The sequence below is a fragment of the Ferribacterium limneticum genome, assembly GCF_020510565.1.
In the GTDB taxonomy this organism is placed as follows: Bacteria; Pseudomonadota; Gammaproteobacteria; order Burkholderiales; family Rhodocyclaceae; genus Azonexus; species Azonexus limneticus_B.
Map to the genome: position 1 here is coordinate 1,045,056 of NZ_CP075189.1, position 24,363 is coordinate 1,069,418.

At 62.3% G+C, this 24,363-nt stretch carries 27 protein-coding genes; 23 read left to right on the forward strand and 4 right to left on the reverse strand.

The features are described from left to right. Positions 1–36 precede the first annotated feature (36 nt). The 7 genes from KI610_RS05085 to KI610_RS05115 all read left to right on the forward strand — a co-directional run bounded on the left by KI610_RS05085 (position 37) and on the right by KI610_RS05115 (position 6,734). Positions 37–1,920 carry an NAD(P)H-dependent oxidoreductase subunit E gene (locus KI610_RS05085; RefSeq protein ID WP_226498510.1) on the forward strand — a complete coding sequence of 628 codons (1,884 nt, stop codon included), beginning with the start codon at positions 37–39 and terminating at the stop codon, positions 1,918–1,920. Further along, on the forward strand, positions 1,917–2,624 hold the full coding sequence (locus KI610_RS05090) for a 2Fe-2S iron-sulfur cluster-binding protein (RefSeq protein ID WP_226497584.1): 708 nt from the start codon (positions 1,917–1,919) through the stop codon (positions 2,622–2,624). Before KI610_RS05085 ends, KI610_RS05090 begins: the two co-directional genes overlap by 4 nt. A 1-nt stretch (position 2,625) precedes the next feature. Then, on the forward strand, positions 2,626–3,177 hold the full coding sequence (locus KI610_RS05095) for an NADH-quinone oxidoreductase subunit B family protein (protein ID WP_226497585.1): 552 nt from the start codon (positions 2,626–2,628) through the stop codon (positions 3,175–3,177). Between the two features lie 12 nt (positions 3,178–3,189). Next, positions 3,190–4,653 carry a Ni/Fe hydrogenase subunit alpha gene (locus KI610_RS05100; RefSeq protein WP_226497586.1) on the forward strand — a complete coding sequence of 488 codons (1,464 nt, stop codon included), beginning with the start codon at positions 3,190–3,192 and terminating at the stop codon, positions 4,651–4,653. After that, the gene (locus KI610_RS05105) at positions 4,650–5,138 is read left to right on the forward strand and encodes a hydrogenase maturation protease (protein ID WP_226497587.1); all 489 of its coding nucleotides are present in this window, start codon (positions 4,650–4,652) and stop codon (positions 5,136–5,138) included. The genes KI610_RS05100 and KI610_RS05105 overlap by 4 nt, the downstream gene beginning before the upstream one ends. Positions 5,139–5,225: 87 nt before the next feature. Continuing rightward, positions 5,226–5,912 carry a 2-phosphosulfolactate phosphatase gene (locus KI610_RS05110; protein WP_226497588.1) on the forward strand — a complete coding sequence of 229 codons (687 nt, stop codon included), beginning with the start codon at positions 5,226–5,228 and terminating at the stop codon, positions 5,910–5,912. Positions 5,913–6,020: 108 nt separating this feature from the next. Further along, on the forward strand, positions 6,021–6,734 hold the full coding sequence (locus tag KI610_RS05115; protein ID WP_226497589.1) for a hypothetical protein: 714 nt from the start codon (positions 6,021–6,023) through the stop codon (positions 6,732–6,734). An 18-nt stretch (positions 6,735–6,752) separates the two neighbouring features. On the opposite strand, the gene KI610_RS05120 is transcribed toward KI610_RS05115, so the two are convergent. Continuing rightward, the gene (locus tag KI610_RS05120; RefSeq protein ID WP_226497590.1) at positions 6,753–7,196 is read right to left on the reverse strand and encodes a universal stress protein; all 444 of its coding nucleotides are present in this window, start codon (positions 7,194–7,196) and stop codon (positions 6,753–6,755) included. A gap of 83 nt (positions 7,197–7,279) precedes the next feature. Between KI610_RS05120 and KI610_RS05125 the strand changes: the two genes are divergently transcribed. From KI610_RS05125 to KI610_RS05160, 8 genes are all read left to right on the forward strand, one after another. Further along, positions 7,280–8,692 carry an MBL fold metallo-hydrolase RNA specificity domain-containing protein gene (locus KI610_RS05125; RefSeq protein WP_226497591.1) on the forward strand — a complete coding sequence of 471 codons (1,413 nt, stop codon included), beginning with the start codon at positions 7,280–7,282 and terminating at the stop codon, positions 8,690–8,692. Positions 8,693–8,736: 44 nt separating this feature from the next. Further along, positions 8,737–10,485 carry a PHA/PHB synthase family protein gene (locus KI610_RS05130; protein ID WP_226497592.1) on the forward strand — a complete coding sequence of 583 codons (1,749 nt, stop codon included), beginning with the start codon at positions 8,737–8,739 and terminating at the stop codon, positions 10,483–10,485. 78 nt (positions 10,486–10,563) lie between these two features. Then, on the forward strand, positions 10,564–11,193 hold the full coding sequence (locus KI610_RS05135) for a chemotaxis protein (protein ID WP_226497593.1): 630 nt from the start codon (positions 10,564–10,566) through the stop codon (positions 11,191–11,193). An 18-nt stretch (positions 11,194–11,211) separates the two neighbouring features. Then, positions 11,212–11,952 carry an oxygen-binding di-iron domain-containing protein gene (locus KI610_RS05140; RefSeq protein ID WP_226497594.1) on the forward strand — a complete coding sequence of 247 codons (741 nt, stop codon included), beginning with the start codon at positions 11,212–11,214 and terminating at the stop codon, positions 11,950–11,952. Between the two features lie 81 nt (positions 11,953–12,033). Next, the gene (locus KI610_RS05145) at positions 12,034–12,480 is read left to right on the forward strand and encodes a hemerythrin domain-containing protein (protein ID WP_226497595.1); all 447 of its coding nucleotides are present in this window, start codon (positions 12,034–12,036) and stop codon (positions 12,478–12,480) included. Next, entirely contained in the window at positions 12,477–12,704 is a 228-nt protein-coding gene (locus KI610_RS05150; RefSeq protein ID WP_226497596.1) for a DUF2249 domain-containing protein, read from the forward strand. Before KI610_RS05145 ends, KI610_RS05150 begins: the two co-directional genes overlap by 4 nt. Positions 12,705–12,744: 40 nt before the next feature. Beyond that, entirely contained in the window at positions 12,745–14,046 is a 1,302-nt protein-coding gene (locus tag KI610_RS05155) for a hypothetical protein (protein WP_226497597.1), read from the forward strand. Further along, the gene (locus KI610_RS05160; protein WP_226497598.1) at positions 14,043–14,414 is read left to right on the forward strand and encodes a SirB2 family protein; all 372 of its coding nucleotides are present in this window, start codon (positions 14,043–14,045) and stop codon (positions 14,412–14,414) included. Before KI610_RS05155 ends, KI610_RS05160 begins: the two co-directional genes overlap by 4 nt. A 47-nt stretch (positions 14,415–14,461) precedes the next feature. Here the strand turns inward: KI610_RS05160 and KI610_RS05165 are convergent, their stop codons facing one another. Further along, positions 14,462–15,703, reverse strand: coding sequence for a glycerophosphodiester phosphodiesterase (locus KI610_RS05165; protein WP_226497599.1), 1,242 nt, complete (start codon positions 15,701–15,703; stop codon positions 14,462–14,464). Between the two features lie 193 nt (positions 15,704–15,896). On the opposite strand from KI610_RS05165, the gene KI610_RS05170 reads away from it, so the two are divergent. After that, the gene (locus KI610_RS05170; protein ID WP_226497600.1) at positions 15,897–16,619 is read left to right on the forward strand and encodes a hypothetical protein; all 723 of its coding nucleotides are present in this window, start codon (positions 15,897–15,899) and stop codon (positions 16,617–16,619) included. 129 nt (positions 16,620–16,748) lie between these two features. Here the strand turns inward: KI610_RS05170 and KI610_RS05175 are convergent, their stop codons facing one another. Continuing rightward, positions 16,749–18,734, reverse strand: coding sequence for a sigma-54-dependent Fis family transcriptional regulator (locus tag KI610_RS05175; protein ID WP_226497601.1), 1,986 nt, complete (start codon positions 18,732–18,734; stop codon positions 16,749–16,751). Positions 18,735–19,000: 266 nt separating this feature from the next. Here KI610_RS05175 and pedF point away from each other — a divergent pair, with 266 nt between their 5' ends. The 7 genes from pedF (at position 19,001) to KI610_RS05210 (ending at position 24,006) form a co-directional block, all read left to right on the forward strand. After that, a complete protein-coding gene (gene pedF / locus KI610_RS05180) occupies positions 19,001–19,429 on the forward strand; it encodes a cytochrome c-550 PedF (RefSeq protein ID WP_226497602.1) in 429 nt (142 codons plus the stop codon). Further along, positions 19,419–20,267, forward strand: a complete 849-nt coding sequence (locus KI610_RS05185; RefSeq protein WP_226497603.1) for a substrate-binding periplasmic protein — start codon at positions 19,419–19,421, stop codon at positions 20,265–20,267. The genes pedF and KI610_RS05185 overlap by 11 nt, the downstream gene beginning before the upstream one ends. A 2-nt stretch (positions 20,268–20,269) precedes the next feature. Continuing rightward, positions 20,270–21,214, forward strand: coding sequence for a beta-propeller fold lactonase family protein (locus tag KI610_RS05190; RefSeq protein ID WP_226497604.1), 945 nt, complete (start codon positions 20,270–20,272; stop codon positions 21,212–21,214). Further along, complete coding sequence (locus KI610_RS05195) at positions 21,193–21,744, forward strand: cytochrome b (RefSeq protein ID WP_226497605.1); 552 nt, start codon at positions 21,193–21,195, stop codon at positions 21,742–21,744. The genes KI610_RS05190 and KI610_RS05195 overlap by 22 nt, the downstream gene beginning before the upstream one ends. A gap of 172 nt (positions 21,745–21,916) precedes the next feature. Continuing rightward, entirely contained in the window at positions 21,917–22,552 is a 636-nt protein-coding gene (locus KI610_RS05200; protein ID WP_226497606.1) for a hypothetical protein, read from the forward strand. A 45-nt stretch (positions 22,553–22,597) separates the two neighbouring features. Further along, complete coding sequence (locus KI610_RS05205) at positions 22,598–23,281, forward strand: SDR family oxidoreductase (protein ID WP_226497607.1); 684 nt, start codon at positions 22,598–22,600, stop codon at positions 23,279–23,281. A 98-nt stretch (positions 23,282–23,379) separates the two neighbouring features. After that, a complete protein-coding gene (locus KI610_RS05210; protein WP_226497608.1) occupies positions 23,380–24,006 on the forward strand; it encodes a DUF1294 domain-containing protein in 627 nt (208 codons plus the stop codon). 63 nt (positions 24,007–24,069) lie between these two features. Here KI610_RS05210 and KI610_RS05215 read toward each other — a convergent pair whose 3' ends face one another. Next, a complete protein-coding gene (locus KI610_RS05215; protein WP_226497609.1) occupies positions 24,070–24,336 on the reverse strand; it encodes a hypothetical protein in 267 nt (88 codons plus the stop codon). Positions 24,337–24,363: the final 27 nt, after the last annotated feature.

Sequence of the window (24,363 nt, forward strand, 5' to 3'; positions counted from 1 at the left end):
GGCAATTTTCAGGAGATTGTCGTGGGGCTAAATGAGATGCATGCCGAAGCGGTCGCCGGTGTTGTCGACCGGGTGATCAATCGATATCGACGCGACCCGACCTGCATGTTGCAGATCCTGCGCGAGGTTCAGGAGGCCTGCGACTGGGTTCCGCCGGAAGCCATCGACCGCATGCAGGCCATGCTCGGCGTGCCGCGGACCAAGATCGAAGGCGTCGCCGGTTTTTATTCCTTCATTTACACCGAGCCGCGCGGCAAATACCGAGTGTTGTTTTCTGACAACATCACCGACCGCATGCAGGGCAATCGGGCGCTCATGGAACGCCTGTGCAACAACCTCTGGGTCGAGCGCGGCAAGGTTTCCGAGGACGGCCTGGTCAGCGTCGGCAAGACGGCTTGTACCGGCCTGTGCGACCAGGGGCCGGGCATGCTGGTCAATAACTATGCGATTGCCGGCTTGAGCCTGGAGCGTATCGACGAAATCGCCGAACTGATCCGCAACAAGGTACCGCTGGCCGACTGGCCACCGGCCTATTTCAAGATTGAAGACAATATCCGGCGCGCCGACATTCTGCTCAACGCCGACTTCAAACCCGGCGAAGCCTTGCTCGCCGCCCGGGCGCGGGCGCCAAGCGACGGCCTCAATTCGTCGAACATGCGTTCCTGGCGCGAAGGCCTGCCCAGCGGCATCGGCGGTCCGGGCGCGACGCTCGACGAAATCAAGCGTTCCGGCCTGCGCGGCCGTGGTGGCGCCGGCTTCACCACCGGCCTCAAATGGGAAGCCTGCCGCAATGCGCAGCTCAAGGCCGGCCATCAGCGCGTCGTTGTCTGCAACGCCGACGAAGGCGAACCGGGTACCTTCAAGGATCGCGTCCTGCTCTCGAAATGTCCCGATCTTGTTTTCGAGGGCATGACCGTCGCCGCCTACGCCATCGGCGCGACGCGCGGCTTCGTCTACCTGCGCGGCGAGTACCGCTACCTGCTCGATCACCTCAATGCCGTGCTGGCCAACCGTCGCCGCCAGAATTTGTTGGGCAAGGACATCTGCGGCCTGCCCGGGGCCGATTTCGATATCGAGATCCACGTCGGCGCCGGCGCCTACGTTTGCGGCGAGGAATCGGCGCTCATCGAGTCGCTCGAAGGCAAACGCGGCACGCCGCGCAACCGGCCGCCTTTCCCGGTGACCAACGGCTATCTTGACCAGCCAACCATCGTCAATAACGTCGAAACCTTTGCCGCCGCGGCGATGATCGCCCTCAAGGGCGGCGAGTGGTACGCCGGCATCGGCACCAAACAGTCGGCCGGGACGAAGATCATTTCGGTATCCGGCGATTGTGAGCGGCCGGGCATCTACGAATACCCGTTCGGCGTCAGCATCCGCCAGGTTCTGGAAGATTGCGGGGCGACCGACACGCAGGCCGTGCAGGTCAGCGGCCCGTCCGGCATCTGCGTCGCCGAGGACGAGTTCGACCGCATCATCGGCTTCGAGGATATTCCGACCGCCGGCGCCTTCACGATCTTCAACAAGAGCCGCGACATGTTCGAGGTGGCGCGCAACTACGTGCATTTCTTCCAGCACGAAAGCTGCGGTTTCTGCACGCCGTGCCGGGTCGGCACTTCGCTGCTCAAGAACCTCATGGACAAGCTGCATTACGGCAGTGGTTCGCCCTACGACTTTGCCGAGATCGAAAAGCTCAACCAGTTGCTGCAATCGATGAGCCATTGCGGCCTCGGCCATACCGCCTGCAATCCGGTGCTCGATACCATCGCCAAGTTCCGCCCGGCTTACGACCGGCGGATGATGCAGCAAGACTTCACGCCAGCCTTCGATCTCGACCGCGAACTATCGGCCGCCCGGCAGATGACTGGCCGTGACGATGCCGGGGCGCATCTGGCGACGGAACATGGAGGTCAATCATGAGCCATACCTTTACGCTCGACGGCAAGGTCGTTCCCTTCGTCGACGGGCAGACCATCATCCAGGCGGCCAGCGCGGCCGGCGTCTTCATTCCGCACCTCTGTTACCACCCGGAATTCAAGCCGCACGGCTCGTGCAAGCTATGCACGGTCAAGGTCAATGGCCGGCATACGGCCTCGTGTACGATGCGCGCGGCGCCCGGCATGGTCGTCGAGAGCGAGACTGAGGAAATCAACGCCGAACGCCGGGCGCTGACCCAGATGCTGTTCGTCGAGGGCAACCACTTCTGTCCGTCGTGCGAGAAGAGCGGCAACTGCCAGTTGCAGGCCACGGCCTACCACCTCGGCATGATGTCGGCGCACTACGATCACTTTTTCCCAAATCGTCCAGTCGACGCCTCGCATCCCGAGGTTTTGCTCGATTTCAACCGCTGCATCCTCTGCTCGCTGTGTGTGCGGGCCAGCCGAGATGTCGATGGCAAGAATGTCTTTGGGCTGTCCGGGCGCGGCATCAAGACGCACCTGATCGTCAATGCCAAGTCCGGCCAGCTGGCCGACACCGACTTCACGCTGGCCGACAAGGCGGCGCAGGTCTGCCCGGTCGGCGTCATCCTAAAGAAGCGCCAGGGTTTCGCCGTGCCGATAGGCGAGCGCAAGTACGACAAGGCGCCGATTTCCGAAACCGCCGAAACGACGGAGGGCCACTGAAATGAACGCCCCCAAGAAAAAGCTCAAGGTCGCCACCACCTCGCTGGCCGGCTGTTTCGGCTGCCACATGTCCTTCCTCGACATCGATGAGCGTTTGTTTACGCTGCTCGAACACATCGAGTTCGACCGCTCGCCGCTGACCGACATCAAGACCTGCAGCCCGGACTGCGACATCGGCCTCATCGAGGGCGGCCTGTGCAATGCCGAGAACGTCCATGTCCTGCGCGAGTTTCGCAAGAACTGCAAGATCCTCATCGCCATGGGTGCCTGCGCCATCAACGGCGGCCTGCCGGCCCAGCGCAACCACCTGCCGCTGACGACCATCCTCGAAGAGGTGTATCACACCAGCCCGGGGCTGAAAAACGGCATGATCCCGAACGACCCCGAACTGCCGCTGCCGCTCAACCAAGTGCATCCGATCCATGAGGTCGTCAAGATCGATTACTTCATGCCCGGCTGTCCGCCTTCGGCTGACGCGATCTGGAAGGTGCTGACTGATCTGTTGGCTGGTAAAGAACCTGAGTTAGGCCACGGCCTGATGCACTACGATTAATTGAGGTAGAACATGACCTACCAACTAGAAACCGCCGCCCACCCCGAAACCCTGCGCCGCGTGGCGATTGACCCGGTGTCCCGGGTCGAGGGCCACGGCAAGGTGACCATCCTGCTCGACGACCAGAACAAGGTGCATCAGGTGCGCCTGCACATCGTCGAGTTTCGTGGCTTTGAAAAATTCATCCAGGGCCGGCCGTACTGGGAAGTGCCGGTCATGGTCCAGCGCCTGTGCGGCATCTGCCCGGTGTCGCACCATCTGGCGGCCTCGAAGGCGCTCGATGTGATCGTCGGGGCGAAAAAGCTCACGGCGACGGCCGAGAAGATGCGCCGCCTGATGCACTACGGCCAGATGCTGCAATCGCATGCGCTGCATTTCTTCCACCTCTGTTCGCCCGACCTGCTGTTCGGCTTCGACAGCGACGTGACCAAGCGCAATATTGTCGGCGTCGCCATGGCCCATCCAGAAACGGCCAAGCGCGGCGTGCTGCTGCGCAGGTTTGGGCAGGAAGTGATCCGGGTTACGGCCGGCAAGCGCGTCCATGGCACCGGCGCCATCCCGGGCGGGGTCAACAAGGCGCTGACGGTGGCCGAGCGCGATGAGCTACTCAAGGACATCTATCACATCGTCCAGTGGTCGCGCGACGCGGTACAGCTAATCCAGAAGGTGCACACGCAGGACCCCGGGCTGTACAACAGCTTCGGCATTTTCCGCTCGAATTTCATGTCCATCGTCGGCCACAACGGTGATCTCGACTTCTATCACGGCACGCTGCGCGCCCGCGACGACAACGGCAAGATCATCTTCGACCACGTCGATTACCAGCAATACAACCAGTACATCGAGGAAGAAGTGCGGCCGTGGAGCTACATGAAATTCCCGTACTTCAAGTCGATCGGCAAGGAACACGGCTGGTACAAGGTCGGCCCGCTGGCCCGGGTGCAGAACTGCTGCCAGATTTCGACGCCCTTCGCCGAACACGAGCGCAAGGAATTCGTCGATTACGCCGGCGGCTCGCCCATGCATGCGCCGCTCGCCTATCACTGGACGCGGATGATCGAGATGCTGCACGCCGCCGAGGTGATCAAGGAATTGCTGCACGACGACGACCTGCTCGGCAGCGACCTGATGGTCCAGGGCGAGCGCCAGTCGGAAGGCGTCGGTGTCATCGAGGCGCCGCGCGGCACGCTGTTCCACCACTACCGCGTCGATGAAAACGACCTGATCACGATGGCCAACCTGATCGTGTCGACGACCAACAACAACCAGGCGATGAACGAAGCCATCCGCCACGTTGCCCGGCGCTACCTGCACGGCCACGAAGTGACTGAAGGCCTGCTCAATCACATCGAAGTCGCCATCCGCGCCTTCGACCCCTGCCTGTCCTGCGCCACGCACGCGCTCGGCAAGATGCCGCTGGAAGTCGAGCTGGTCGATCCGGAAGGGCGCATCGTCCATTCGCTGAGCCGTTCGTGAGCGCACCCGTCGTCATCTTCGCCGTCGGCAACCCTAGCCGCGGCGACGACGCCCTCGGGCCGGAATGCTACGGTCAACTGGAAAAATGGCTCAAAAATGAAATGCTGGCCGACCAGTTCGAGCTGATCGAGGATTTCCAGCTCCAGATCGAACACGCCCTCGACCTGCAAGGCCGGCAACTCGCCCTGTTCATCGACGCCGGCGCCAACACGCCGGGGCCATTCACCTTCGCGCGCATCGCACCGGCCACTGGCGCTGCCTATACGACGCACGAACTGCCGCCCGAAGCGGTGCTCCAGGTTTATCTCCAGACCGAAGGCCAGGAACCACCACCGGCCTTCGTGCTGTGCATTCGCGGTGAGCAGTTTGAGCTGGGAGAGCCGTTATCGGCCGCAGCGAGCCGCCATCTTGAAGCAGGCTTCAGCCTGTTAGTCAGTCTTTGCCGGCAACCCTCCGTGGCGGCCTGGGAGCAGGCGGCAAACTGAAGATTTGACCGCGCTTCTGGCAGCCTTTGCGGTGAGTCGCGGCCTGGGTTTATGCTGGAAGCTCCGAGCACGGCTTCGCTTTTGTCCATGAAGTTTTCCCGCCTCTTCCTGAACCGCCTGCAAAATCAGCCGATCGCCACCGATACGGTGGTCGTCATCGACGTTCTGCGCTCGTTTACGACGGCGGCTGTGGTGCTGGCGCGGGGAGCACAGACCATCTATCCGGTCGAGCGCATCGCCGAGGCGACGGCGCTGCTTGGCGAGATTCCGCATTCCGTGTCGATCGGCGCCGTCGGCGGCGGCGATCCGGTGCCCGGCTTCGATTTTGGCAACTCGCCATCGCAACTGATGCAGGCCGATCTGGCTGGACGGCAGGTGGTGATGACCACGGCGGCGGGCGTCCGCGGACTGCAGCGTTTCCGCCAGGCGCGGCATCTCTACGCGGCCAGCCTCGTCTGCGCCCGGGCAACGGCCGAAGCGGTCCGTGCAGCGGGGGCGGATGAGGTCTGCTTCGTTATCACCGGCGAGTGGGTTGATCGCGATGGCGACGAGGACATTGCCTGCGCTGACTACATCGAAGCGCTGCTGCGCGGCGAGGCAGTGGCGCCGGATGCATTCATCGAGCGGGTGCGCAACTCCGATTTCGGTCAGCGCTTCACCGCCGGCACCTGGCCCAATCTGCCGCTGGCCGATCTCGATCTCGCCACCCAGGCCGATCTTTTCAAATTTGCCATGCCGGTGCGGCGCCAAGGTGGGCGCCTGGTCATTCGCTGACTGGCCGTCAACGGCATCAGGGTTTGTTGATATGCATCATGGGCAGCGTCGGCCTTGAAGTGGAAAATTCATTCGACTTGTTGCTTTATGGAAGCGTTTCAAGTCGACATGTTTTTCCTCAGATACACATTCGCGGCGACTTTGGTCGCCGCCTTTTTTGGTGCGGCTCAGGCGGCTGAAACCGCCGAGCGGCAGTTCGTTGCCATCGCCGAACTCCCGGCGGAAAGCCTCAACGCCCGGCTAGAGCAGATCGTCGAAGTCGATGTCGATCTGACGGCCAGCGGCAGCCTAGCCGTCAGCGTCGTTGGCGAGCGGATCGACGTTCTCTACCGCATGGCCTTCAACCAGATTGCCGAAGGCTGGAGCTGGCGACCGCTGGCCGATCCGGCGGTCGACGACTATTACCAGTACAAATTCCTGCCTTTGCAGTCGGTGTCCGTCGAGCGCGGCCAGTACGAGCATGAAGACAAGATTGGCACTCCGCAGCTGATGAAGGTCAGCTGGCGTTACGACTATTTCCTGGCTTTCGCCAATCTCTACGATTTCTATCCGCGCAGCGTCGATGACGACGCCGGGTTTTCGGCCAATCTGTCGGCAGCGTTGGCCGGGCATGTCGGCATGCGGGCGAAGGCACGGCTGATCGAACCGGTGATCAGTGAAAGCACGACTTTCTGGAAGGCGACCTATGGCAAGCCGACCGATTTCACGCTCAAAAAGCGCTACCTGGTTGGCAAGCTGGAAGAAGTGGCGTTCATCGATACCGCCAGCGGCGAAGTGCTCTGCCGCATCGGGCCGGGACAGGGGCGCTGCACCGGCCGTTGAGCCCTGCTTAGGGCGCGTTCAGCGATAGACCAGCACCGGCACCTTGGAGTGGGTCAGTACCTTGTTGGTTTCGCTGCCGAGCAGGAAGCCGCTGATGCCGCGGCGACCGTGGGAGGCCATGAAAATCAGGTCGCAGCCGGCTTTTTCGGCGGCTTCGATGATCGCTTCGTAGGGAATGTCGCTCGTGGCGGCGGCCGTGCTGCACTGGACGCCGGCTTCGGCGCACAGTTTCTCGACTTCGCCGAGATATTCACGCGCCTGCTGGTCGGCCAGCTCTGCGAATTTTTCCGGGGTCGTCGGGTCGATCAGGGCGCCTTCGCCGAAATAAGCGATGGGATATTCCGGCTTGGCGAAAAACACCGTAATCCGGGCGCCGGCTTCCTTGGCGAAGGAAACGGCACGGGCTGCCGTGGCGCGGGAGAGTTCTGAGCCATCGGTCGGAACGAAAATATGCTGGAACATGCGTAACCTCCTGAAATGGTCTGCTGGCGTTGCATTCAGCCTTATTGAGGTTCATGCTACGCCAAGTCGGGAGGAATGAAAACATGCGTCTCGGGTTTCTCGGAGCGGCTGGTGAAGTCACCGGTTCCTGCACGTTGGTGGAAGCGGGCGGCGTCCGTTTTCTGGTCGATTGCGGCATGTTTCAGGGCGGCCCCGAAGCGCGGCAAAAGAACCAGAAAGCGCTCAATTTCGGCTTCGATGTCCGGCAAATCGATTTCGTCCTGCTCACCCACGCCCACATCGATCATTCAGGGTTGTTGCCGCGGCTTTCCATGCTCGGTTATCGCGGGCCGGTCTATGCCACGCAGGCGACAATCGATCTGCTTGAAGTTCTGCTGCCGGACAGCGCTCACATCCAGGAAAAGGAAGCCGAGTGGCAATTGCGCCATCGGCGGCGTGGCGGCAAGAGCGAGCAGGGCATCCCGGCACCGCTCTATTCCGTGGCCCAGGCCCTGGCCTCGCTCAAACTGCTGCGCCCCGTTTCCTACGGTCAACCGGAAAAAACGGCCGAAAACGTAAGCGTTGTTTTCCGCGATGCCGGCCACATTCTCGGCTCGGCCTCGCTCGAGGTGACCGTCAGCGGCGAAGGCCGACAGCGCCGGCTGGTCTTTTCCGGCGATCTCGGCATGCCCGACCGGCCGGTGCTCTGTGACCCGGCGCCGTCGCCCACCGAGGCCGATGTGCTGCTCATCGAATCGACCTACGGCGACCGCCTGCACCGTTCGCTGCCGGAAACCGAAGACGAAATCGTCGCCGCCTTCGACCGTACCCGGGCCGCCAACGGCAACCTGATCATCCCGGCCTTCGCCGTCGGGCGGACGCAGGAAATCATCTACATGCTGGCCGACCTTGTGCGTCGCAAGCGGCTGGCGCCGCTCAAGGTCTACGTTGATTCGCCGATGGCCAACTCGGCAACGCGTATCACGCTGGCCAACCAGAACCTGCTCGACCCCGAAACGCGCGACCTGATCGCCTGGCTCAAGGCGCATCCCAAGCAGATGAGCCTCGAACTGGTCGCCGATGTCGAGCGCTCCATCCAGCTCAACGACATACGTAGCGGTGCCGTGATCATTTCGGCCAGCGGCATGTGCGAGGCCGGGCGGATCAAGTACCACCTGCGCGAAAACCTGCCGCGCAGCGAATGCACGATCCTGATTGCCGGCTTCCAGGCGGCCGGGACACTAGGTCGGCGTCTGGTCGATGGGGCGAAACTGGTTCATATTTTCGGCCAGCCGGTGCCGGTTCGGGCCCGCATTTACACCGTCGGCGGCCTGTCGGCCCATGCCGATCAGGCGGCCTTGCTCAAGTGGCTGGGTGGTTTTCACAAGCCGCCGGCCAATACCTTCGTCGTGCATGGCGAGGCCGGCGCTTCGGCCAATTTCAAGCGCGCCATCGAAGAAAAACTCGGCTGGTCGAATGTCCGCTTGCCGCTCCCTGGCGAGTTCGTATCGCTGTAACATCAATCTGTTGTGTTCACACTGAGTCAGTAAGAGGAAATCCCATGTCTGGTAATGGAACAGCCCGTCGCAACGGGGTCGATATCAATACCCTGAGCCCCGTCGAATCGCTCGGCAAAGCAGTCAGCAACGCCATCGACCCGTACGGCGTCACGACTTCGCTGCTCAATGCGCAAATGGCCTGGTTGATGCACCCGCAGGAGCTGACCCGCGCCATGAGCGCGCTGTCGGGCGATCTCATGGCGCTCCAGTCGCATGTCATGCGCCGGGCCCTGGGCATTCAGTCCGCCGATGTCGTCCGGCCGAGTGCCGACGATGCGCGTTTCGCCGACCCGGTGTGGACCGAGTCGGCCAGTTGGGACATCGTCAAGGAATGGTATGTCGCCTTCGAACACCGCTTCGAGGACATGCTGTTCGAAACGCCGGGCATCTCCGACAAGGAACGTCGCCGCTCGGCCTTCTGGCTGCGTAACTGGCTCAACATGGTGGCGCCGACCAACTTCTTCTGGCTCAACCCGGTGGCCATGAAACGCTTCGTCGAAACCAATGGCGGCAGCCTCAAGCAGGGTTGGGAAAACTTCCAGCGCGACGTCAAGGCCAAGAACATCCTGATGGTCGAGCCGGATGCCTTCAGGGTCGGCGAGGATCTGGCGACGACGCCCGGCAAGGTCGTCTTCCGCAACCGTCTGGTCGAGCTGATCCACTACACGCCGACCACTGACAAGGTACGGGCGACGCCCATCGTCATCATCACGCCGTGGATCAACAAGTTCTACATCCTCGACTTGACGGCCAGGAAGAGCATGGTCAAGCACCTGACCGACCAGGGATTCTCGGTCTTCATCACGAGCTGGAAGAACCCGGATGGGGATCTGGCCGACGTCCGCTTCGACGATTACCTGCTCGAAGGCGTTAACGAGGTCGTGCGTGTGGTGACCGAATTCTGCAAGGTGCCCCAGGTTCACCTCGTCGGCTACTGCATCGGCGGCACCCTGGTCAGCACCTACATGGCCTGGGCCAACAAGCATTTCGGCGCGGACAAGGTGCCGGTCGCCCACTGGACGCTATTCACGACCCTGACCGATTTCGCCCACCCCGGCGATATCGATGTCTTCATCGACGAAGCCTGCATCAACGCGCTCGAAGAATCGATGGCCAAGAAGGGTTATCTCGACGGCAGCGAAATGGCCAGTTCCTTCCGCCTGTTGCGCTCGAACCCGCTGATCTGGAACTACTGGGTCAACAGTTATCTGCTCGGTCAGCCGCTGCCACCGTTCGACGTGCTGTTCTGGAACATGGACACGACGCGCATGCCGCAGGCCATGCATTCCTTCTACCTGCGCGAACTCTACCTCGACAACAACCTGATCAAGCGTGACAAGCTGACCATCGCCGGCGAAGCCATCGACCTCGACCTCATCGAGCAGCCGCTCTACGCGGCGACCGCCGAGGACGACCACATCGCGCCGTGGAAGCAGTGCTACCGCATCCGCAAGCAGATCAACGTCAAGGCGCCGGTGCGCTTCGTGCTGTCGACCTCGGGGCACATTCTCGGCATCGTCAATCCGCCGGCCAATCCGCCCAAGCGCGCCTACTGGATCGGCGAACCCGAGCGCAACGAGCACTGGGAACACTGGTTCGACCGGGCCGAGAAAAAAACGGGAACCTGGTGGGACGACTGGACGCACTGGCTCGGCGAACGCACCGGTGATCTCGTCGCGGCCTACCCGGCGGCCAATCGCAAGTTCCCGGCCCTGGCCGATGCGCCGGGCAGCTATGTGCTCGAAAAATAAGTGGCAAAACCGACAGTCCGCTAGTTGTTCCTTGCTGAAATTGATACATTGCCGTCTGACTGAATGACAGGCTGCGCAATGACCATGACGACCGCACTGACCACCCGACCGACCAAGGCGCAGCAGGCCGGCGTCGACCTCCTGCGTATCGTGCGCATCAACGAGGAAATCAAGTCGGTCGTCGGCGTCGCCTTCAAGATCAACATCATGGCCCTCAACGCCATCTTTCTCGCCAAGCGGGCAGGGACGGCAGCGCTCGGCTTCGGTGTGCTGTCCAACGAACTGCGGGTTTTTTCGCAGGATCTGCGCGACGGCATGTCGGCGCTGACCGGTCTGATCCACGGCTGCGTCACCGAGGTTTCTGTCGTGCTCCAGGATATCCGCCATACCGCGCTGCTGCGTCAGGCGGTCGAACGGTCGCCGGCAGCATGCGGGCACGAAGTGCTGGCCGCCCGGGAGGCTGAAAACGACCGCCATGCCGAGCGTCTGGCCCGCTTGCGCAAGCAGCTTCGAGGGGCGCTCGACGATGCCTTCCGGATGGTCGAACTAGGGGGCGTGCTGGCCAAGTCGGCCAAGATCGAGGCGGCCTACGGACAATCCTTTGCCGTCCCACTGTCCCAGGTGTCGGGGGAGTTCGACGGTGTTGTCGAAGAAATTCGCGCCTCGCTCGAAGCGCTGCGCCGGTCAGCCTTTTTTACCGGCAATTGAGAATACGGGAGCGGATGCGTGAAAAAAACAAAAACGATCTTTGAGGATGGCAATCACAAGTGGGTTGCCATCGTGCGCGATCCGGACAAGCCGAATTACCTGATCGATACCAACGAGTATCTGGTTACCCACGGCAGCCATGGGATGCTGCTCGACCCGGGTGGGGCTGAGGTCTTCCCGGCGGTGTTCTCGGCCTTGTCGTCCGAGTTCGATCCCTCGGCCCTGACCGCCATTTTTGCCTCGCACCAGGACCCGGACATCTGTTCGTCGCTGGCCCTGTGGCTGGAATTCAACCCGCAGATGCACTGCTATGTCAGCTGGCTGTGGAGCAGTTTCATCCCCCATTTCGGCGGTTCGGTCGAAACCTTCGTCTCAATGCCCGACGAAGGCATCGATATTTCCCTCGATGGCCTGATTCTCAAGGCCGTCCCGGCGCACTACCTGCATTCGTCGGGCAATTTTCATCTCTACGACAAGGTCGCCAAGGTGCTGTTTTCCGGCGACGTTGGCGCGGCCTTGCTGCCGCCGGGCGACGATGGCCTGTTCGTGGAAAACTTCGACGCCCACATCCGTCATGCCGAAGGCTTCCACCGGCGCTGGATGGGTTCCAATGAAGCCAAGCGGCGCTGGTGCGAGCGGGTTTCGCAATTGGACATCGACATGCTTTGCCCGCAGCACGGGGCCATTTATCAGGGCGCCGACGTGCAGCGTTTCATCAACTGGTTCGATGGCCTGCAGGTCGGTATTTGCGGTGGTTGATTGAACGGGATTTGATGGCGGTCAAGGAGCATTCCGGGGGGCAGCCCCGAGAATGGACCATCCTTAGCTAATGAGCATGCCATGACCACCATTCGCAGTTTCATGACCGAAGACCATCGCCGTTGTGACGACCTGTTCGCCGAAGCCGAACAGGCCGTCAGCAAGGGCAATCTGGACCTCGCCCTGGTCGCTTTCGGGCATTTCCGTTCGGCCATGCTGGCCCACTTCGACAGCGAGGAAAAAACGCTGTTCCCGACCTTCGAAGCCAAGACCGGCATGCGCATGGGGCCGACCCAGGTCATGCGCATGGAGCACGAGCAGTTGCGCGGCCTCATGGATGATGCGATAAACGCCCTGAAGACGGCCGATGCCGAGGATTACCTCGGCCAGGCCGATACCCTGGTCATCATGATGCAGCAGCACAACATGAAGGAAGAGAACATGCTCTATCCCATGTGCGACCAGCATCTGACCGCTGAACTGCCGGCCGTTCTCGAGCGGCTGGAAACGGAACTCTGCGAACCATGAGCCACGCCAAGACCCCGCACGTCGTCGATGCCCGCTACATGGAGCCACCCGGCCCCTTCGTGGCAACCATGGAAATGCTCGATACGCTCAAAGAGGGCGAAAAGATGCTGCTGCTGCTCTTTCGCGAGCCGCATCCGCTCTACAAGGTGCTGCGCCAGAATGGTCATGATTACGAAACCGAACTGCTGCCCGACGGCACCTTCGAAATCCTGATCTCGCGCTGAGTCAGCCGCTTCCCCCAACAATTCACGCTCCTTGCAAGCGATGCTGGCCTTCGAAAACGCGCCGCCCTTCGCTGCGCCACTGCGCTTCTTCCTGACCGCACCGCTCTTCGCCGTGCTCGCCGGCCTGCTCGTCGCCTTTGAAGGGCCGGACATCTTCGCTTCGCGGTGGACGCCCGGCGCACTGGCCGCCACCCACCTGATCACCATCGGCTTCATGCTGCAGGTCATGCTCGGCGCACTGATCCAGATCCTGCCGGTGGTCGCCGGCGCCAACCTGAAACGGCCGCTGGCCGTGGCACGGCTGGTCAACGTCGGTCTCTCGGCCGGGGCGCTGCTGCTGGCTGCCGGCTTCCTGTCGGGAATCCCGGCCCTGCTCGGCAGCGCCGCCTTGATCCTGGCCCTGACCGTGCTGCTCTTTCTCACTGCGACGATCATGGCGCTGATCGGTGTGCCGACGACCAGCCCGACCATCCGCGGCATCAAGTTCGCCCTGTTCAGCCTGGCTGGCGTCGTTGGCCTCGGCATCGTGCTGGCGCTCGGGCTGGCCTACGGCTGGCCCTTGCCGCTCATGGCGCTGGCCGACCTGCATGCCGGCTGGGGGCTGGGCGGCTGGGCCGGTGTGCTGCTCGCGGCGATGGCCTACGTCGTCGTCCCGATGTTCCAGCTGACGCCGGGCTACCCGGCGCGCTCGAGCTGGTGGTTCCCGGTTTTCATGCTGCTCATGCTGTTGCTGTGGAGCGTGGCATTGATCGCCGACTGGCCGCTGCTCGTCCGCTTCGGTCAGCTTGGTGCTGCGCTGGCCGGCATTGCCTTCGCCGGGCTGACCCTGCGCCTGCAGGGCAAGCGTCGGCGGGCGCGGCCGGATGCCACCTACCGCTACTGGCAGCTCGGCCTGACGAATTCCATTTTTGCCCTTTTTTTGCTGTCGACCGTAGCAGTCTGGCCAGCGGCGGCCGACATCGACGGCTGGACTCTGGCCTTCGGCGTGCTCCTCGTGGCGGGCGGTTTCCTGCCCTTCATCACCGGCATGCTCTACAAGATCGTTCCCTTCCTGTCCTGGATGCATCTGCAGAACAGCGGCCAGGCCAAGGTGCCCGCCCCGGCCATGAACAAGATCCTGTCCGAACCCGAAATGCACCGGCAGATGCTCGCCTACGCCGTCGCCCTGGCCCTCTTGCTGGCGGCCATTTTCTTCCCGGTCTGGTTGGCCCGGCCGGCCGGGCTGGCCTTCGCCATTGCCAACGGCTGGCTGTGGTGGAACATAGCCAGCGCCATCCGGCGCTATCGGCTACATCTGGCCGACATTGAGGCCAAACTCGCGGTCAAACTGGCGACGTCATGAGCTATCTCGCCCTCAAACATCTGCACGTCACCTGCGTCGTCCTCAGCGGCCTCGGCTTCTGCCTGCGCGGCTGGTGGATGCTGCGCGAATCGCCGCTGCGCCAGCACCGGCTGACGCGTGTCCTGCCTCACATTGTCGATACCCTGCTGCTCGGCAGCGCGCTGACCATGGCCTGGATGAGCGGCCAGTATCCGTTTGTGCACGGCTGGCTGACCGCCAAGCTCTTCGGCCTGCTCGCCTACATTTTGTTCGGGATGATGGCACTCAAGCGCGGCCGGACCTTGGCAATCCGGGCACGTTACTTTGGGCTGGCCGTGCTGGCCTACGTTTTTATCGTCAGCGTGGCGCTGACGCGGAACTACCTTTGATAAGAGCTGGATGCCAGGCCGTTGCAGCCTGGCATCCAGCCTAGCGCTTAGTCGCGTGCTGCGCAGTGGCGCTGTTCGGCGCGGCTCAGGCCGGCACCGGTGAAGCAGCGGTTGTAGCCATCCTTTTCCAGCTTGAACAGCGTGCGGGCGACGATGGCGGTGTCGGTGAAATCCGAAAACACGCCATCGATGCCCAGGCGATAGAACTGCAGGTATTCATTGATCGGGTTGCCGGCGTAGTCGTTGGCCAGGCGGCGTTGCTCGTTGCGGAAGGTCCAGGTATGGACCTTGATGCCGCGGCTGTGGGCACGCTCGATCAGATCGGTCGGTTCGGCCAGGACGCGGGCGGCTTCACCCGGGCCGCTGACGCTGCCGTCGTTGATGGTGCTGACGATGTAGCGCTTCCAGGGGCCGATGCCGTAGGCGTAGGTGGCGATGTCGTCGAGGCCCTCGTCGGTGGCGAACCAGCCGAAGGTGCGGGCGAGCAGTTCCGGCTTGCCGGAGGCCGTCCAGTCATACGGGCGATCGAAGGGGGCGTTGTAGGCCAGGCTGCCATCGGCATTGACGTCGTCGGCGTCGACCAGCTGGACCAGGCGGACCTTGGTCTTCTTGCTCAGCGCCTTGAGGTTGGCTTGCTCGAAGCTCTGGATGAAGACCGGGGCGTGACGATGGTTCCAGCCGGCGCGGGTGAGGGCGGCGAGCAGCTTGTCTTCGAGCGGCAGGCCGAGCTTCTGGTGGTAGGTCGGGTGCTTGGTTTCCGGGTAGATACCGATGCTGCGGCCGGTTTCGGCCGATTTGCGCTTGGCCAGGGCGATCACTTCGTCGAAAGTGGGAATCTGGAACTTGCCGTCGAACTGCGTCGGGCGGTCGGCCGGGATCGGCTGCTTGGCGCGCAGGGTCTTGATTTCGGCCAGCGTGAAGTCGGAGGCGAAGAAGCCGCTTTCGAGGGCGCCATCGACCAGCATGGTGCGCCTGCGGGCGGCGAATTCGGGGCGGTCGGCGACATCGGTGGTGGCGGTGATGTTCGGTTCGTGGCGGGCGATCAGGACGCCGTCCTTGGTGGACACGAGATCCGGCTCGATGTAGTCGGCACCGAGTTCGATGGCCAGGGCGTAGCCTTCCAGGGTGTGGTCGGGCAGGTAACCGGCAGTGCCCCGGTGGCCGATGACCAGCGGTGCACTTTCTTCGAAGTCTTGCTGGTGGTCGTGGGCGATGGCTGGGGCGGTGGCGGACAGGCTGAGGGCACCGGCAACGACCAAGGCGATCAGCGAGAATGGGGGCTTGCGCATGGGAGACTCCTCTCTAGTGGTGGGAGAGGACAGGCTAGATGCCGAATGTGACCCGGTTATGACACGGTCTTAAAGTGAGGATGTTCAGTGTTTGTGACAGGAAACGCCCTCAAAATGATCCGATTGGCATATTTACCTGTCCTGTTTTCGGCGCTAAGCTCGAACCTCCGAAAAGCCTGTTTGGAAAGCAAAAATGAAATTTCACCTTGCCAGTCTGGCCCTTCTCGCTGCGCTAAGTTGTTCAATGAGTGGTCAGGCTTATGCCTCGTCACCGACGCTTGCTTCTGGCAGCGCCAGCATCAGCGCCGACGGTGACACTCTGAATGTTGCGACGGACAGCCTTTTGCTTGAATGGAGCAGCTTTTCGGTTGCGGCTGGGCAAACAGTCGATTTCATTCAGCCGTCGGGAAGCTACGGTGTTTTTAATCTGCTGCAAGGGGGGGCAACTCTGGAGGTCTTCGGGGTGTTGCGCTCGAACCGCCCGCTGACTTTGCTCGCCGACAATATTTACGTGGCGCCGGGCGGGGTCATCGATGTGCCTGGACTTTCTCTCGTTGCCAGTCAAAGCGTCCATATGTCGGGTCTGCTTCAGGGCGGCGGCATACTGACCATCGAGGCCCCGAGCATGTTTGTCAAAGGGCCGCTGGTGTCCGACGGGGTGGTGCTGCAAGCCGGGGATTACCAGGGTTCAGGCAAGTTGACTCTGGGAAGCAATGGCGGGTCGTTCAGTGCGGTTACGGTCACCATGGCAAATTTTGATTATCCGATAATCACAATCGATGCGGCGAATCCAGTCGTTTTTGTTCCATCACCTGTGCCAGAACCCACCGAGGCAGTGATGCTTGCCGTCGGGTTGCTGACGCTCTTTGGCTTGCGTCGTAAAGGCGCTGGCGGGGCATCTACGCGGACTGCCTAGATAGTTTGCATTTCTGGCCGTTTTTCCGGTTGACCGTAGCATTGTGCCCTCAAGGCGGCTGCGGTCCCGAGCGGGAAAGAATGATAGTGCCGAATCCCCGCTGACGCGGGGATGGCCAATTGTTGAGCCTTACATCCGTCCCAGCTTGCGATACAACGTGTTGCGGCTGATGCCGAGCTGGCGGGCGGCTGACGAGATGTTTCCGCCGGCGGCGTCGAGGGCGCGCATGGCGGCCTGACGGCTGATGGCATCCATGCTGTTGGCGCCTTCGAGCGGCGCCGCAGCCCACTGGTCGAAACCTTGCGGTGCGCCGGGGGCGCTGGCGATGATGGTTTCGAACAGCTCTTCCGGCAGGTGGCTTTCGGTGATGACGGCTTCGTCGTCGTCGAGCAGGGCGATGGCGACGCGGATGACGTTGAATAACTGGCGGATGTTGCCCGGCCAGGCGTAGTTCTCGATGGCGTGCTGGGCTTTTTCGGAGAAGCGCACCTGCAGGCTGCGGGTTGTTGTTTCCTGGGCGGCGATCTTGGCAACCAGGGCGCGAATGTCGGTCCGTTCGCGCAGGGCCGGCATGGTGACGCTCATGCCGTTGAGCCGGTAGTAAAGGTCTTCGCGGAAGGTGCCGCGGGCGACCTCTTCACGCAATTTGCGGTGAGTGGCGCAGACCAGCGAAATATCGACCTGGATCGCCCGTGTGCTGCCCAGCGGCGTGACGCACCGCTCCTGAAGCACACGCAGCAGGCGGGCCTGCAGGTTGAGCGGCATGTCGCCGATTTCGTCGAGGAAGAGGGTGCCGCCGTGTGCCTGCTGGATCTTGCCCGGTGCGCCTTCCTTGCGGGCGCCGGTAAAGGCACCGCCCTGGTAGCCGAAGAGTTCGGATTCGATCAGGGTTTCCGGAATCGAGGCGCAGTTGAGCGCGACGAAGGGGCCGGTGCTGCGCGGGCCGCTGTTGTGGAAGCCCTTGGCGAACATTTCCTTGCCGGCGCCCGATTCGCCCTGGATGAGGATAGGGATGTCCTTGCCGAGAATGCGCCGGGCGCGTTCGATGGCGGCCTGCAGGCGGGCGTCGCCGGTGTTCAGGGTGTCGAGTGTCGGGCCGGACGGCGCGGCGGTTTCCGGCCGGCGCGGGGCGCGGATGGCGGCCGGCTCGTCGTATACCCGGCCGGCCACGGCCAGCGGTGGCAACTGGCCACGGAGCTGGACGTGCAGGGACTTGCCATTGACGTTCACTTCGTAGCTGCCTTGCGGCATGTGCCGCAGGCGGTCGATCAAGGCCGACAGGTTGCTTTCGAAAACCATCGAAAAATCGCGGCGTACGGCATCGACCTGGCGAATGCCAAGCAACTCGGTGCCGTTGCGGTTCATGGCCAGCACCTGGCCGTCCGGCGAAACGGCGGCGATGCCTTCCTTCGGGCTGCCCAGATAGTCGGCGCGGGTGTGGAAGCAGACGAGGATGTCGCGGCTGTGGATCGATTCGAACAGGCGTCTTTCGACGATGGCAGACGACATGCGGACCAGGCCCAGGGTGTGATGCTGATGGCTGCGGTAATCGCCGGAAATGTCGAGAACGCCGATCAGTCGGCCGTCCGGCCCGAATATCGGGCTGGCGCAGCAGGTCAGGAAGCCGTTGTGCTCAAGAAAGTGTTCGGCGCCGAGGATGGCGACCGGGCTTTCTTCGGACAGGGCGGTACCGATGGCGTTGGTGCCGCGCTGGTTCTCGTCCCACGAGGCACCAGCCGACAGTGTGACGCGATCGGCGCGGCTGACGAAATCGGCATCGCCGACCGTTTCGAGGAGCAGGCCGTTGGCGTCAGCCAGGATGACCATGCTGCCCGACTCGCGGATCTGCTCGTAGACATGCTCCATGATCGGACGGCCCTGGGCGAGCAGGAAGCGATTGCGATCCTGCTCTGTTTTCAGGGCGATGCGGTCCATCGCCTCGACGGCCGGAATGGCATTGCCATCGCCCAGCCCGAAGCGCCGGCAGCGCTCCCACGAACGGAGAATGACCGGATCGATCAGCCCGTCGGGCAGCGTACCCTGGTTAAAAAACAGTTGCCTCGCCTGTTCCAGGCGCTGGCCGTGCATATCGGCCAATAGTTGTATTTGTCCCATCTCTCCTCCGGCGACTTCTCTATCTCTAGTTATAGTTGTATTGCTTCATAACGTAACACCTGCCCTTTTTATTAGCAATGGAGCGAGCAGTGCGCTGCACCTTTCAGCAAATGCCGTGCCATGCACGGGCAAATGTCTCTGTTTTTGCACAGTCTCCGGTGAAAGCCTGTGGCAAAGGGATTTTTCGGTTTGATCAGCGAGCTGGCACAGGGATTGCAGATGCCTTCACACAAAGGCAGTAACCCGCAATCAAACAAGGAGACATTGTGAAACATCCCTTCCGACACCTTGGTGCTGTTGCCGCAGCCCTTTTCATTTGTACGGCCGCGCCACAGGTTTTCGCTCACGGCGACGTTGTCCCGCAGGCCGTCGATACGACCGGTCTGAAAAACGTGGGCCCCGATTTCCTGGCGAGCAATCCTTTCCGCAAGGATAAGACCGCAATTCGCATCGGAGATTCCGCCTATAACCAGAACTGTGCCCGTTGCCACGGCCTGGGCGCCATCTCCGGCGGCATCGCCCCGGATCTGCGCTACCTGCCGCTCGGCGACGAAGGCGACGAAGTTTTCCTGCAGCGTATCCGCAAGGGTGCCGTGCGCGACGGCCGTGTTTACATGCCGCCGTTCGAAGGTACACTGAGTCAGGAGGCCATGTGGGCCATCCGTACCTGGCTGGAAACTGTCCATGAAGAATGATCGTCGTCTCTGGTTGAAAGCGCTTGCCGCGCTGCCCATGGCTGCCGCTTTGCCGGCCATGGCTGATGGCCTCGAAACGATCCGCCAGCGCGGTCGTCTGCGCGTCGCGGTCTATAACGACTTCCCGCCGTATTCGATGGCTGGCGGCAAGGGCATCGACGCCGACGTGGCCCGGGCCATTGCCGCCAAGCTCGGTTTGACGGCTGAAGTCGTCGGCTACAACGCCGACGAGGACATGAACGACGACCTGCGCAACATGGTCTGGAAAGGCCACTACCTGGGCACCCAGCCGTCGGACGTCATGATGCACGTGCCGGTCGACGAGTATCTGGCGCGTTCCAACGACAAGGTTCGCATCTTCGGTGCCTACCACGTCGAAACGCTGGCCCTGGCGCGCAATCCGGAGCGCGTGCCGAAGCCCTTGTCCGGCTCGGCGGCTGTTGCGCTGGAAATCTTCACGCGCGAGAAGATTGGTGTCGAAACCGCTTCGCTGGCCGATTCCTTCCTGCTCGGCGTGCTGAACGGCCGTCTGCGTGAAAACGTCGTGCATTACAAGACCGTGGCCGAAGCCGCCAAGGGCATGGCCGAGGGCAAGGTGGCTGCCGTTCTGGCACCGCGTGCCGAGCTCGAAGCTGCGACCAAGGGGCAGGGCAATCTCGTTCTCGAAAGCCCGAAATTCGCCGAACTGAAAATCGATAGCTGGCCGCTCGGCATGGCCGTCAAGGTCGAGGATCAGGCCCTGGCCGAAGCCATCGGCGGGGCGTTGGCGAGTTTACGGAATGACGGCACGATTGCCGACATCTTCAAGCGCCACGGCATTTCCCATCAGGCGGTCTGAGCATGACTCGGCGCTTGTCGAAACGCCTGCTGGCCGTGCTGATGGCGGCTTTTTGCGGGGCTGCGCTGGCCGCGCCATTGGCCTATGTGCCCAATGAAAAATCGGCCACGATCAGCGTCATCGATACGGCTACCGACCAACGCCTCAGCGACATTCCGGCCGGCCAGCGGCCGCGCGGTATCGCTGCCGGCGACGGGCGCCTGTACCTGACTGATGGCAAGACGGGCAGCCTGCTCATCGTCGATACCGTTGCCGGCAAGCTGCTCAAGACCGTGCCGGTTGGCGATTCGCCGGAAGGCGTCAGCCTCTCGGCTGACGGCAAGCTGCTCGCCGTCGCGGTCGAGGATGACAACAGCGTCGTCCTGCTCAGCGCGCCGCAGGGCAAGGAGCTGGCGCGCATCAAGGTGCATGGCAAGAACCCGGAGCACGCCGTGTTCAGCCCCGACGGCCGCTGGCTCTATGTCAGCGCCGAAGAGGCCGAGCAGGTCGATGTGATCGACGTCAAGGCACGCCAGCAGGTGGCCAGCATCCCGGTCGGCAAGCGGCCGCGCGGCATTGGCTTCCTGGCCGACGGCAGCCGCGCCTATGTCGCCAGCGAAATCGTCGGCAAGGTCTACGCCATCGATGTCGCCGAGCGCCGTGTCGTCGCCGAGATCACCGCCGGCCAGTATCCGAACGGGATCGCCGTACATCCGGACGGCAAGCGGGTCTTCGTCTCCAATGGTCGCGATCCGTCGGTGATGGCCATCGATGTTGCCAGCAACACCGTCGTGGCCACCGTTGAAGTCGGCAAACGCCCGTGGAACATGGCGATCACGCCCGACGGCACCAAGCTCTACGTGGCCAATGGCCGCTCCGGCACGGTGTCCGTCATTGACACCGCCAGCTACAAGAAGCTGGCGGACATCGCAGTCGGCGAACTGCCTTGGGGCGTCAGCATTCGATGAACGGCCAGCGCTACACGCTGCCGGCCATCGCGCTGCACTGGGCGCAGGCCGTCGTCGTCATCTGGCTGCTCTGGCTGGGTTGGACGATGATCGACCTGCCGAAGGGCGCCGAACGCAGCGCCGCCTACGGTCTGCACAAATCGCTCGGCCTGCTCGCGCTGTTGCTCATCGTCATCCGCCTCGCCTGGCGCCGCGGGAACCCCGCCCCCAGGCTGCTGGCCACCGGCTGGGAAGCCAAACTCGCCACGGCTGTGCATCACATGCTCTACGCCATGCTCTTCATGGCGCCGCTGGCCGGTTACCTCGCCTCGTCCTTCACGCCTTACGCCATCAAGTTCTTCGGCATCGAACTGCCCAAGCTCGGCTGGCCCGACGAGGCGCTCAATGGCGTTTTCAAGCTGGCCCACGTCGCCTTCGTCTGGGGGCTCGCCGGCCTGATCGCCCTGCATGTCGCCGGCGCCCTCAAGCATGCTCTCCTGCGCGATGGCACCATGCGCCGTATGTTGCCCGGCGGGCTGTTCAAAAACTGAACAGCTGCTCCACGGCGGAGCAAAGTGCTCTGACCAAAGTAATAGGTATTGCTACGGTCAACCGGAAAAAACGGCCAAAACTGAAATCAAACGCCACCTTCGGGTGGCTTTTTTTTGCGTGTCGCAGCGCACTGATGCGGCCTGAATACGCGTGCTATGCTGAAAATATGTTTTGGCTGTGTCGTCGTGGCTGGATAAACAGCCGTCGAATTCATTGAGACCGAGTGCGCGGATTTTCACCCTTCACCCTGCGTCTTGTTTTGCTGCCTGTTTCGGGCTGGCGCCCATCAATACTCGTCGAATCGGGAACCTAGACATGAAACTTCACTCGCTATTGTTGCTCCTCATTTTGGCCGTGATCGCCGCTTTTGCTGCCCTGAACTGGAATGTCTTTCTGGCGCCCACCGAGTTATGGCTGGGCTTTACCTCGGTGCAAATGCCATTGGGCCTGCTCATGCTCGGGCTGCTGGCGCTGGTTACGGTGCTCTTCCTGATTTATGTCGTTTATCTGCAAGGTTCGGTTCTCCTTGAAGCCCGTCGCCATTCGCGCGCCTTGCAGACCAACAGGGAGCTTGCCGACAAGGCGGAGGCCTCACGCTTTACCGAATTGCGCGCTTTTCTTGAAACGGAATCGACCCGGCAATCGACGCTGAACGGCGAAGCGAAAGCGGCGGTCCTTGCCAGAATCGATCAGCTTGAGCATGATTTCCGCTCGTTCACCGAACAATCCGCAAATACGCTTGCCGCCTACATTGGCGAGCTGGAAGATCGACTGGAAAAAATCACCACGCTACCCCCTGTGCGCTAACCCGTTCGGCGCCGGGATGCGCAGACCTTCGCCAAAGGAGCACCAATGTCAGAGCAAAACCTCCTCGGAAAACGGGTGCTGATCACCCAGGCCGACATGTTCATGGGGCCGGTGTTGTGCGACGTGTTTGCCCGGCATGGCGCCACGGTGATCGCCAATACCGCCTCGCTCGTCGATGTCGAGGCGCCGGCTGCCATCGTCGCTGACGCCGGGCGGGTTGATGTGCTTGTGGCCAATCTGGCTATTCCGGCGCCCGGCACGGCCGTCGCCGAGGTTTCCGAAGCGGAGTGGAACGACACCTTCGCGGTGCTCGTCCATCCGTTGGCGCGCTTGTTCCGGGCTGTCTTGCCGGCGATGATCGCCCGCCGTTCGGGCAAGATTCTGCTCATGGGCAGCGCCGCGGCCCTGCGCGGCATGAAGGGGCGATCGACCTACAGCGCGGCGCGCGGCGCCCAGCTGGCCTACGTGCAGGCCGTCGGCGTCGAGGTCGCACCGCACAATGTCCAGGTCAATGCCATCGCCCAGAATTTCGTTGAAAACCCGACCTATTTCCCGCCCGAAGTTCAGGCCGACCCGCGTTTTCAGGAACGTCTCAAGCGCGAAGTGCCGCTCGGGCGGCTGGTCAGTGCGGAAGAGGACGCCGAATTCGCCGCCTATTTGTGCAGCGATCTGGCCAATTGCTTTGTCGGCCAAGTGTTCCCCGTTTGCGGTGGCTGGGTCATGCGTTAGCGCCCGCTGGATGGATGGCGCTCCGATCAGCCAGGTCTTGATTGAACCCGGAATCAGGTGATACAAGCCTGAGTTAATCAGTTTTGCGGATCAGACTCATGCGCTATCAGGGAAAAATAACAAGCTGGAAAGACGATCAGGGTTTTGGCTTCATCACGCCGAATGGCGGGGGCGAGCCGGTCTTTCTGCACATCAAGGCCTTTGCCCGGCGCGGCCGGCGGCCGGTTGAGGGGCTGATCGTGACTTACGAGCACGCGACGGACGCCAAGGGCAGGGCGCGGGCGGAGCGTGTGGCGTTTGTCGAGTCGACTAAGTCGCGGGTTGCGGCTTCGGGCGGGAAAAGTTCTGGTCGCGGCTTGCCAATGCTGGCCGTGCTGTTTTTTGTCTTTGTCGGCGCTGCTGCGCTGGCTGGCAAATTGCCGCTGGCAGTCGTCGGCCTGTACGCCGGGGCGAGTCTGCTGGCGTTTGTGGTCTATGCCTGGGACAAGTCGGCGGCGCAGGGTGGGCATTGGCGGACGGCGGAGAGCACCTTGCACATGATTGCCCTGTTCGGCGGCTGGCCGGGGGCGTTGCTGGCGCAGCGGGTGCTGCGCCACAAGTCGAGCAAGGCGTCGTTTCAGACGACGTTCTGGGCGACGGTGCTTATCAATTGCGGGGTGCTGGCTTGGTCGCTGACGGCCACGGGGGCCGGGGTGCTGCGCTCGGTTCTGGCCGGCGTGGCTTGAGGGCGGGCTGGCACCGCAGGCGCATGGGTTGTTGCCCCGCCTGCGTCGTCAGCCCTCCGCTATTCAGCGCGAATTCATCGCCTGTTCGCTTTGCAGGGCGGCCTTCAGATCGGTGATCAGGTCTTCGATGTTGCGCTGGGCATCGTAAAACTCCAGGTCGCCATCGTCGCTTTCAAGGACGACATTGGGTTCGTCGCCATGCAGCGGCACTTGCACATGCACGCCCTTGGTAAAGACGATCATCCCGTCCTCGCGTTTCGACGGTTCGCTCAGGGCGGTGGGCGTAAATCCGAGCTTGTTGAGTTTTTCGGCTAAGGCTTGAGCGTTCATGTTTTTCCTTTTCTGAGAGTGGGGCGC

Bases quoted from the DNA above. Each gene is read 5' to 3' on its own strand.
- KI610_RS05145 (WP_226497595.1), top strand. From the start codon at position 12,034: ATGACCACCATTCGCAGTTTCATGACCGAAGACCATCGCCGTTGTGAC.
- KI610_RS05095 (WP_226497585.1), top strand. From the start codon at position 2,626: ATGAACGCCCCCAAGAAAAAGCTCAAGGTCGCCACCACCTCGCTGGCC.
- KI610_RS05165 (WP_226497599.1), bottom strand. From the start codon at position 15,703: ATGCGCAAGCCCCCATTCTCGCTGATCGCCTTGGTCGTTGCCGGTGCC.
- KI610_RS05100 (WP_226497586.1), top strand. From the start codon at position 3,190: ATGACCTACCAACTAGAAACCGCCGCCCACCCCGAAACCCTGCGCCGC.
- KI610_RS05205 (WP_226497607.1), top strand. From the start codon at position 22,598: ATGTCAGAGCAAAACCTCCTCGGAAAACGGGTGCTGATCACCCAGGCC.
- KI610_RS05125 (WP_226497591.1), top strand. From the start codon at position 7,280: ATGCGTCTCGGGTTTCTCGGAGCGGCTGGTGAAGTCACCGGTTCCTGC.
- KI610_RS05120 (WP_226497590.1), bottom strand. From the start codon at position 7,196: ATGTTCCAGCATATTTTCGTTCCGACCGATGGCTCAGAACTCTCCCGC.
- KI610_RS05110 (WP_226497588.1), top strand. From the start codon at position 5,226: ATGAAGTTTTCCCGCCTCTTCCTGAACCGCCTGCAAAATCAGCCGATC.
- KI610_RS05155 (WP_226497597.1), top strand. From the start codon at position 12,745: ATGCTGGCCTTCGAAAACGCGCCGCCCTTCGCTGCGCCACTGCGCTTC.
- KI610_RS05215 (WP_226497609.1), bottom strand. From the start codon at position 24,336: ATGAACGCTCAAGCCTTAGCCGAAAAACTCAACAAGCTCGGATTTACG.
- KI610_RS05185 (WP_226497603.1), top strand. From the start codon at position 19,419: ATGAAGAATGATCGTCGTCTCTGGTTGAAAGCGCTTGCCGCGCTGCCC.
- KI610_RS05210 (WP_226497608.1), top strand. From the start codon at position 23,380: ATGCGCTATCAGGGAAAAATAACAAGCTGGAAAGACGATCAGGGTTTT.
- KI610_RS05170 (WP_226497600.1), top strand. From the start codon at position 15,897: ATGAAATTTCACCTTGCCAGTCTGGCCCTTCTCGCTGCGCTAAGTTGT.
- KI610_RS05160 (WP_226497598.1), top strand. From the start codon at position 14,043: ATGAGCTATCTCGCCCTCAAACATCTGCACGTCACCTGCGTCGTCCTC.
- KI610_RS05085 (WP_226498510.1), top strand. From the start codon at position 37: ATGCATGCCGAAGCGGTCGCCGGTGTTGTCGACCGGGTGATCAATCGA.
- KI610_RS05090 (WP_226497584.1), top strand. From the start codon at position 1,917: ATGAGCCATACCTTTACGCTCGACGGCAAGGTCGTTCCCTTCGTCGAC.
- KI610_RS05130 (WP_226497592.1), top strand. From the start codon at position 8,737: ATGTCTGGTAATGGAACAGCCCGTCGCAACGGGGTCGATATCAATACC.
- KI610_RS05115 (WP_226497589.1), top strand. From the start codon at position 6,021: ATGTTTTTCCTCAGATACACATTCGCGGCGACTTTGGTCGCCGCCTTT.
- KI610_RS05150 (WP_226497596.1), top strand. From the start codon at position 12,477: ATGAGCCACGCCAAGACCCCGCACGTCGTCGATGCCCGCTACATGGAG.
- KI610_RS05175 (WP_226497601.1), bottom strand. From the start codon at position 18,734: ATGGGACAAATACAACTATTGGCCGATATGCACGGCCAGCGCCTGGAA.
- KI610_RS05135 (WP_226497593.1), top strand. From the start codon at position 10,564: ATGACCATGACGACCGCACTGACCACCCGACCGACCAAGGCGCAGCAG.
- KI610_RS05190 (WP_226497604.1), top strand. From the start codon at position 20,270: ATGACTCGGCGCTTGTCGAAACGCCTGCTGGCCGTGCTGATGGCGGCT.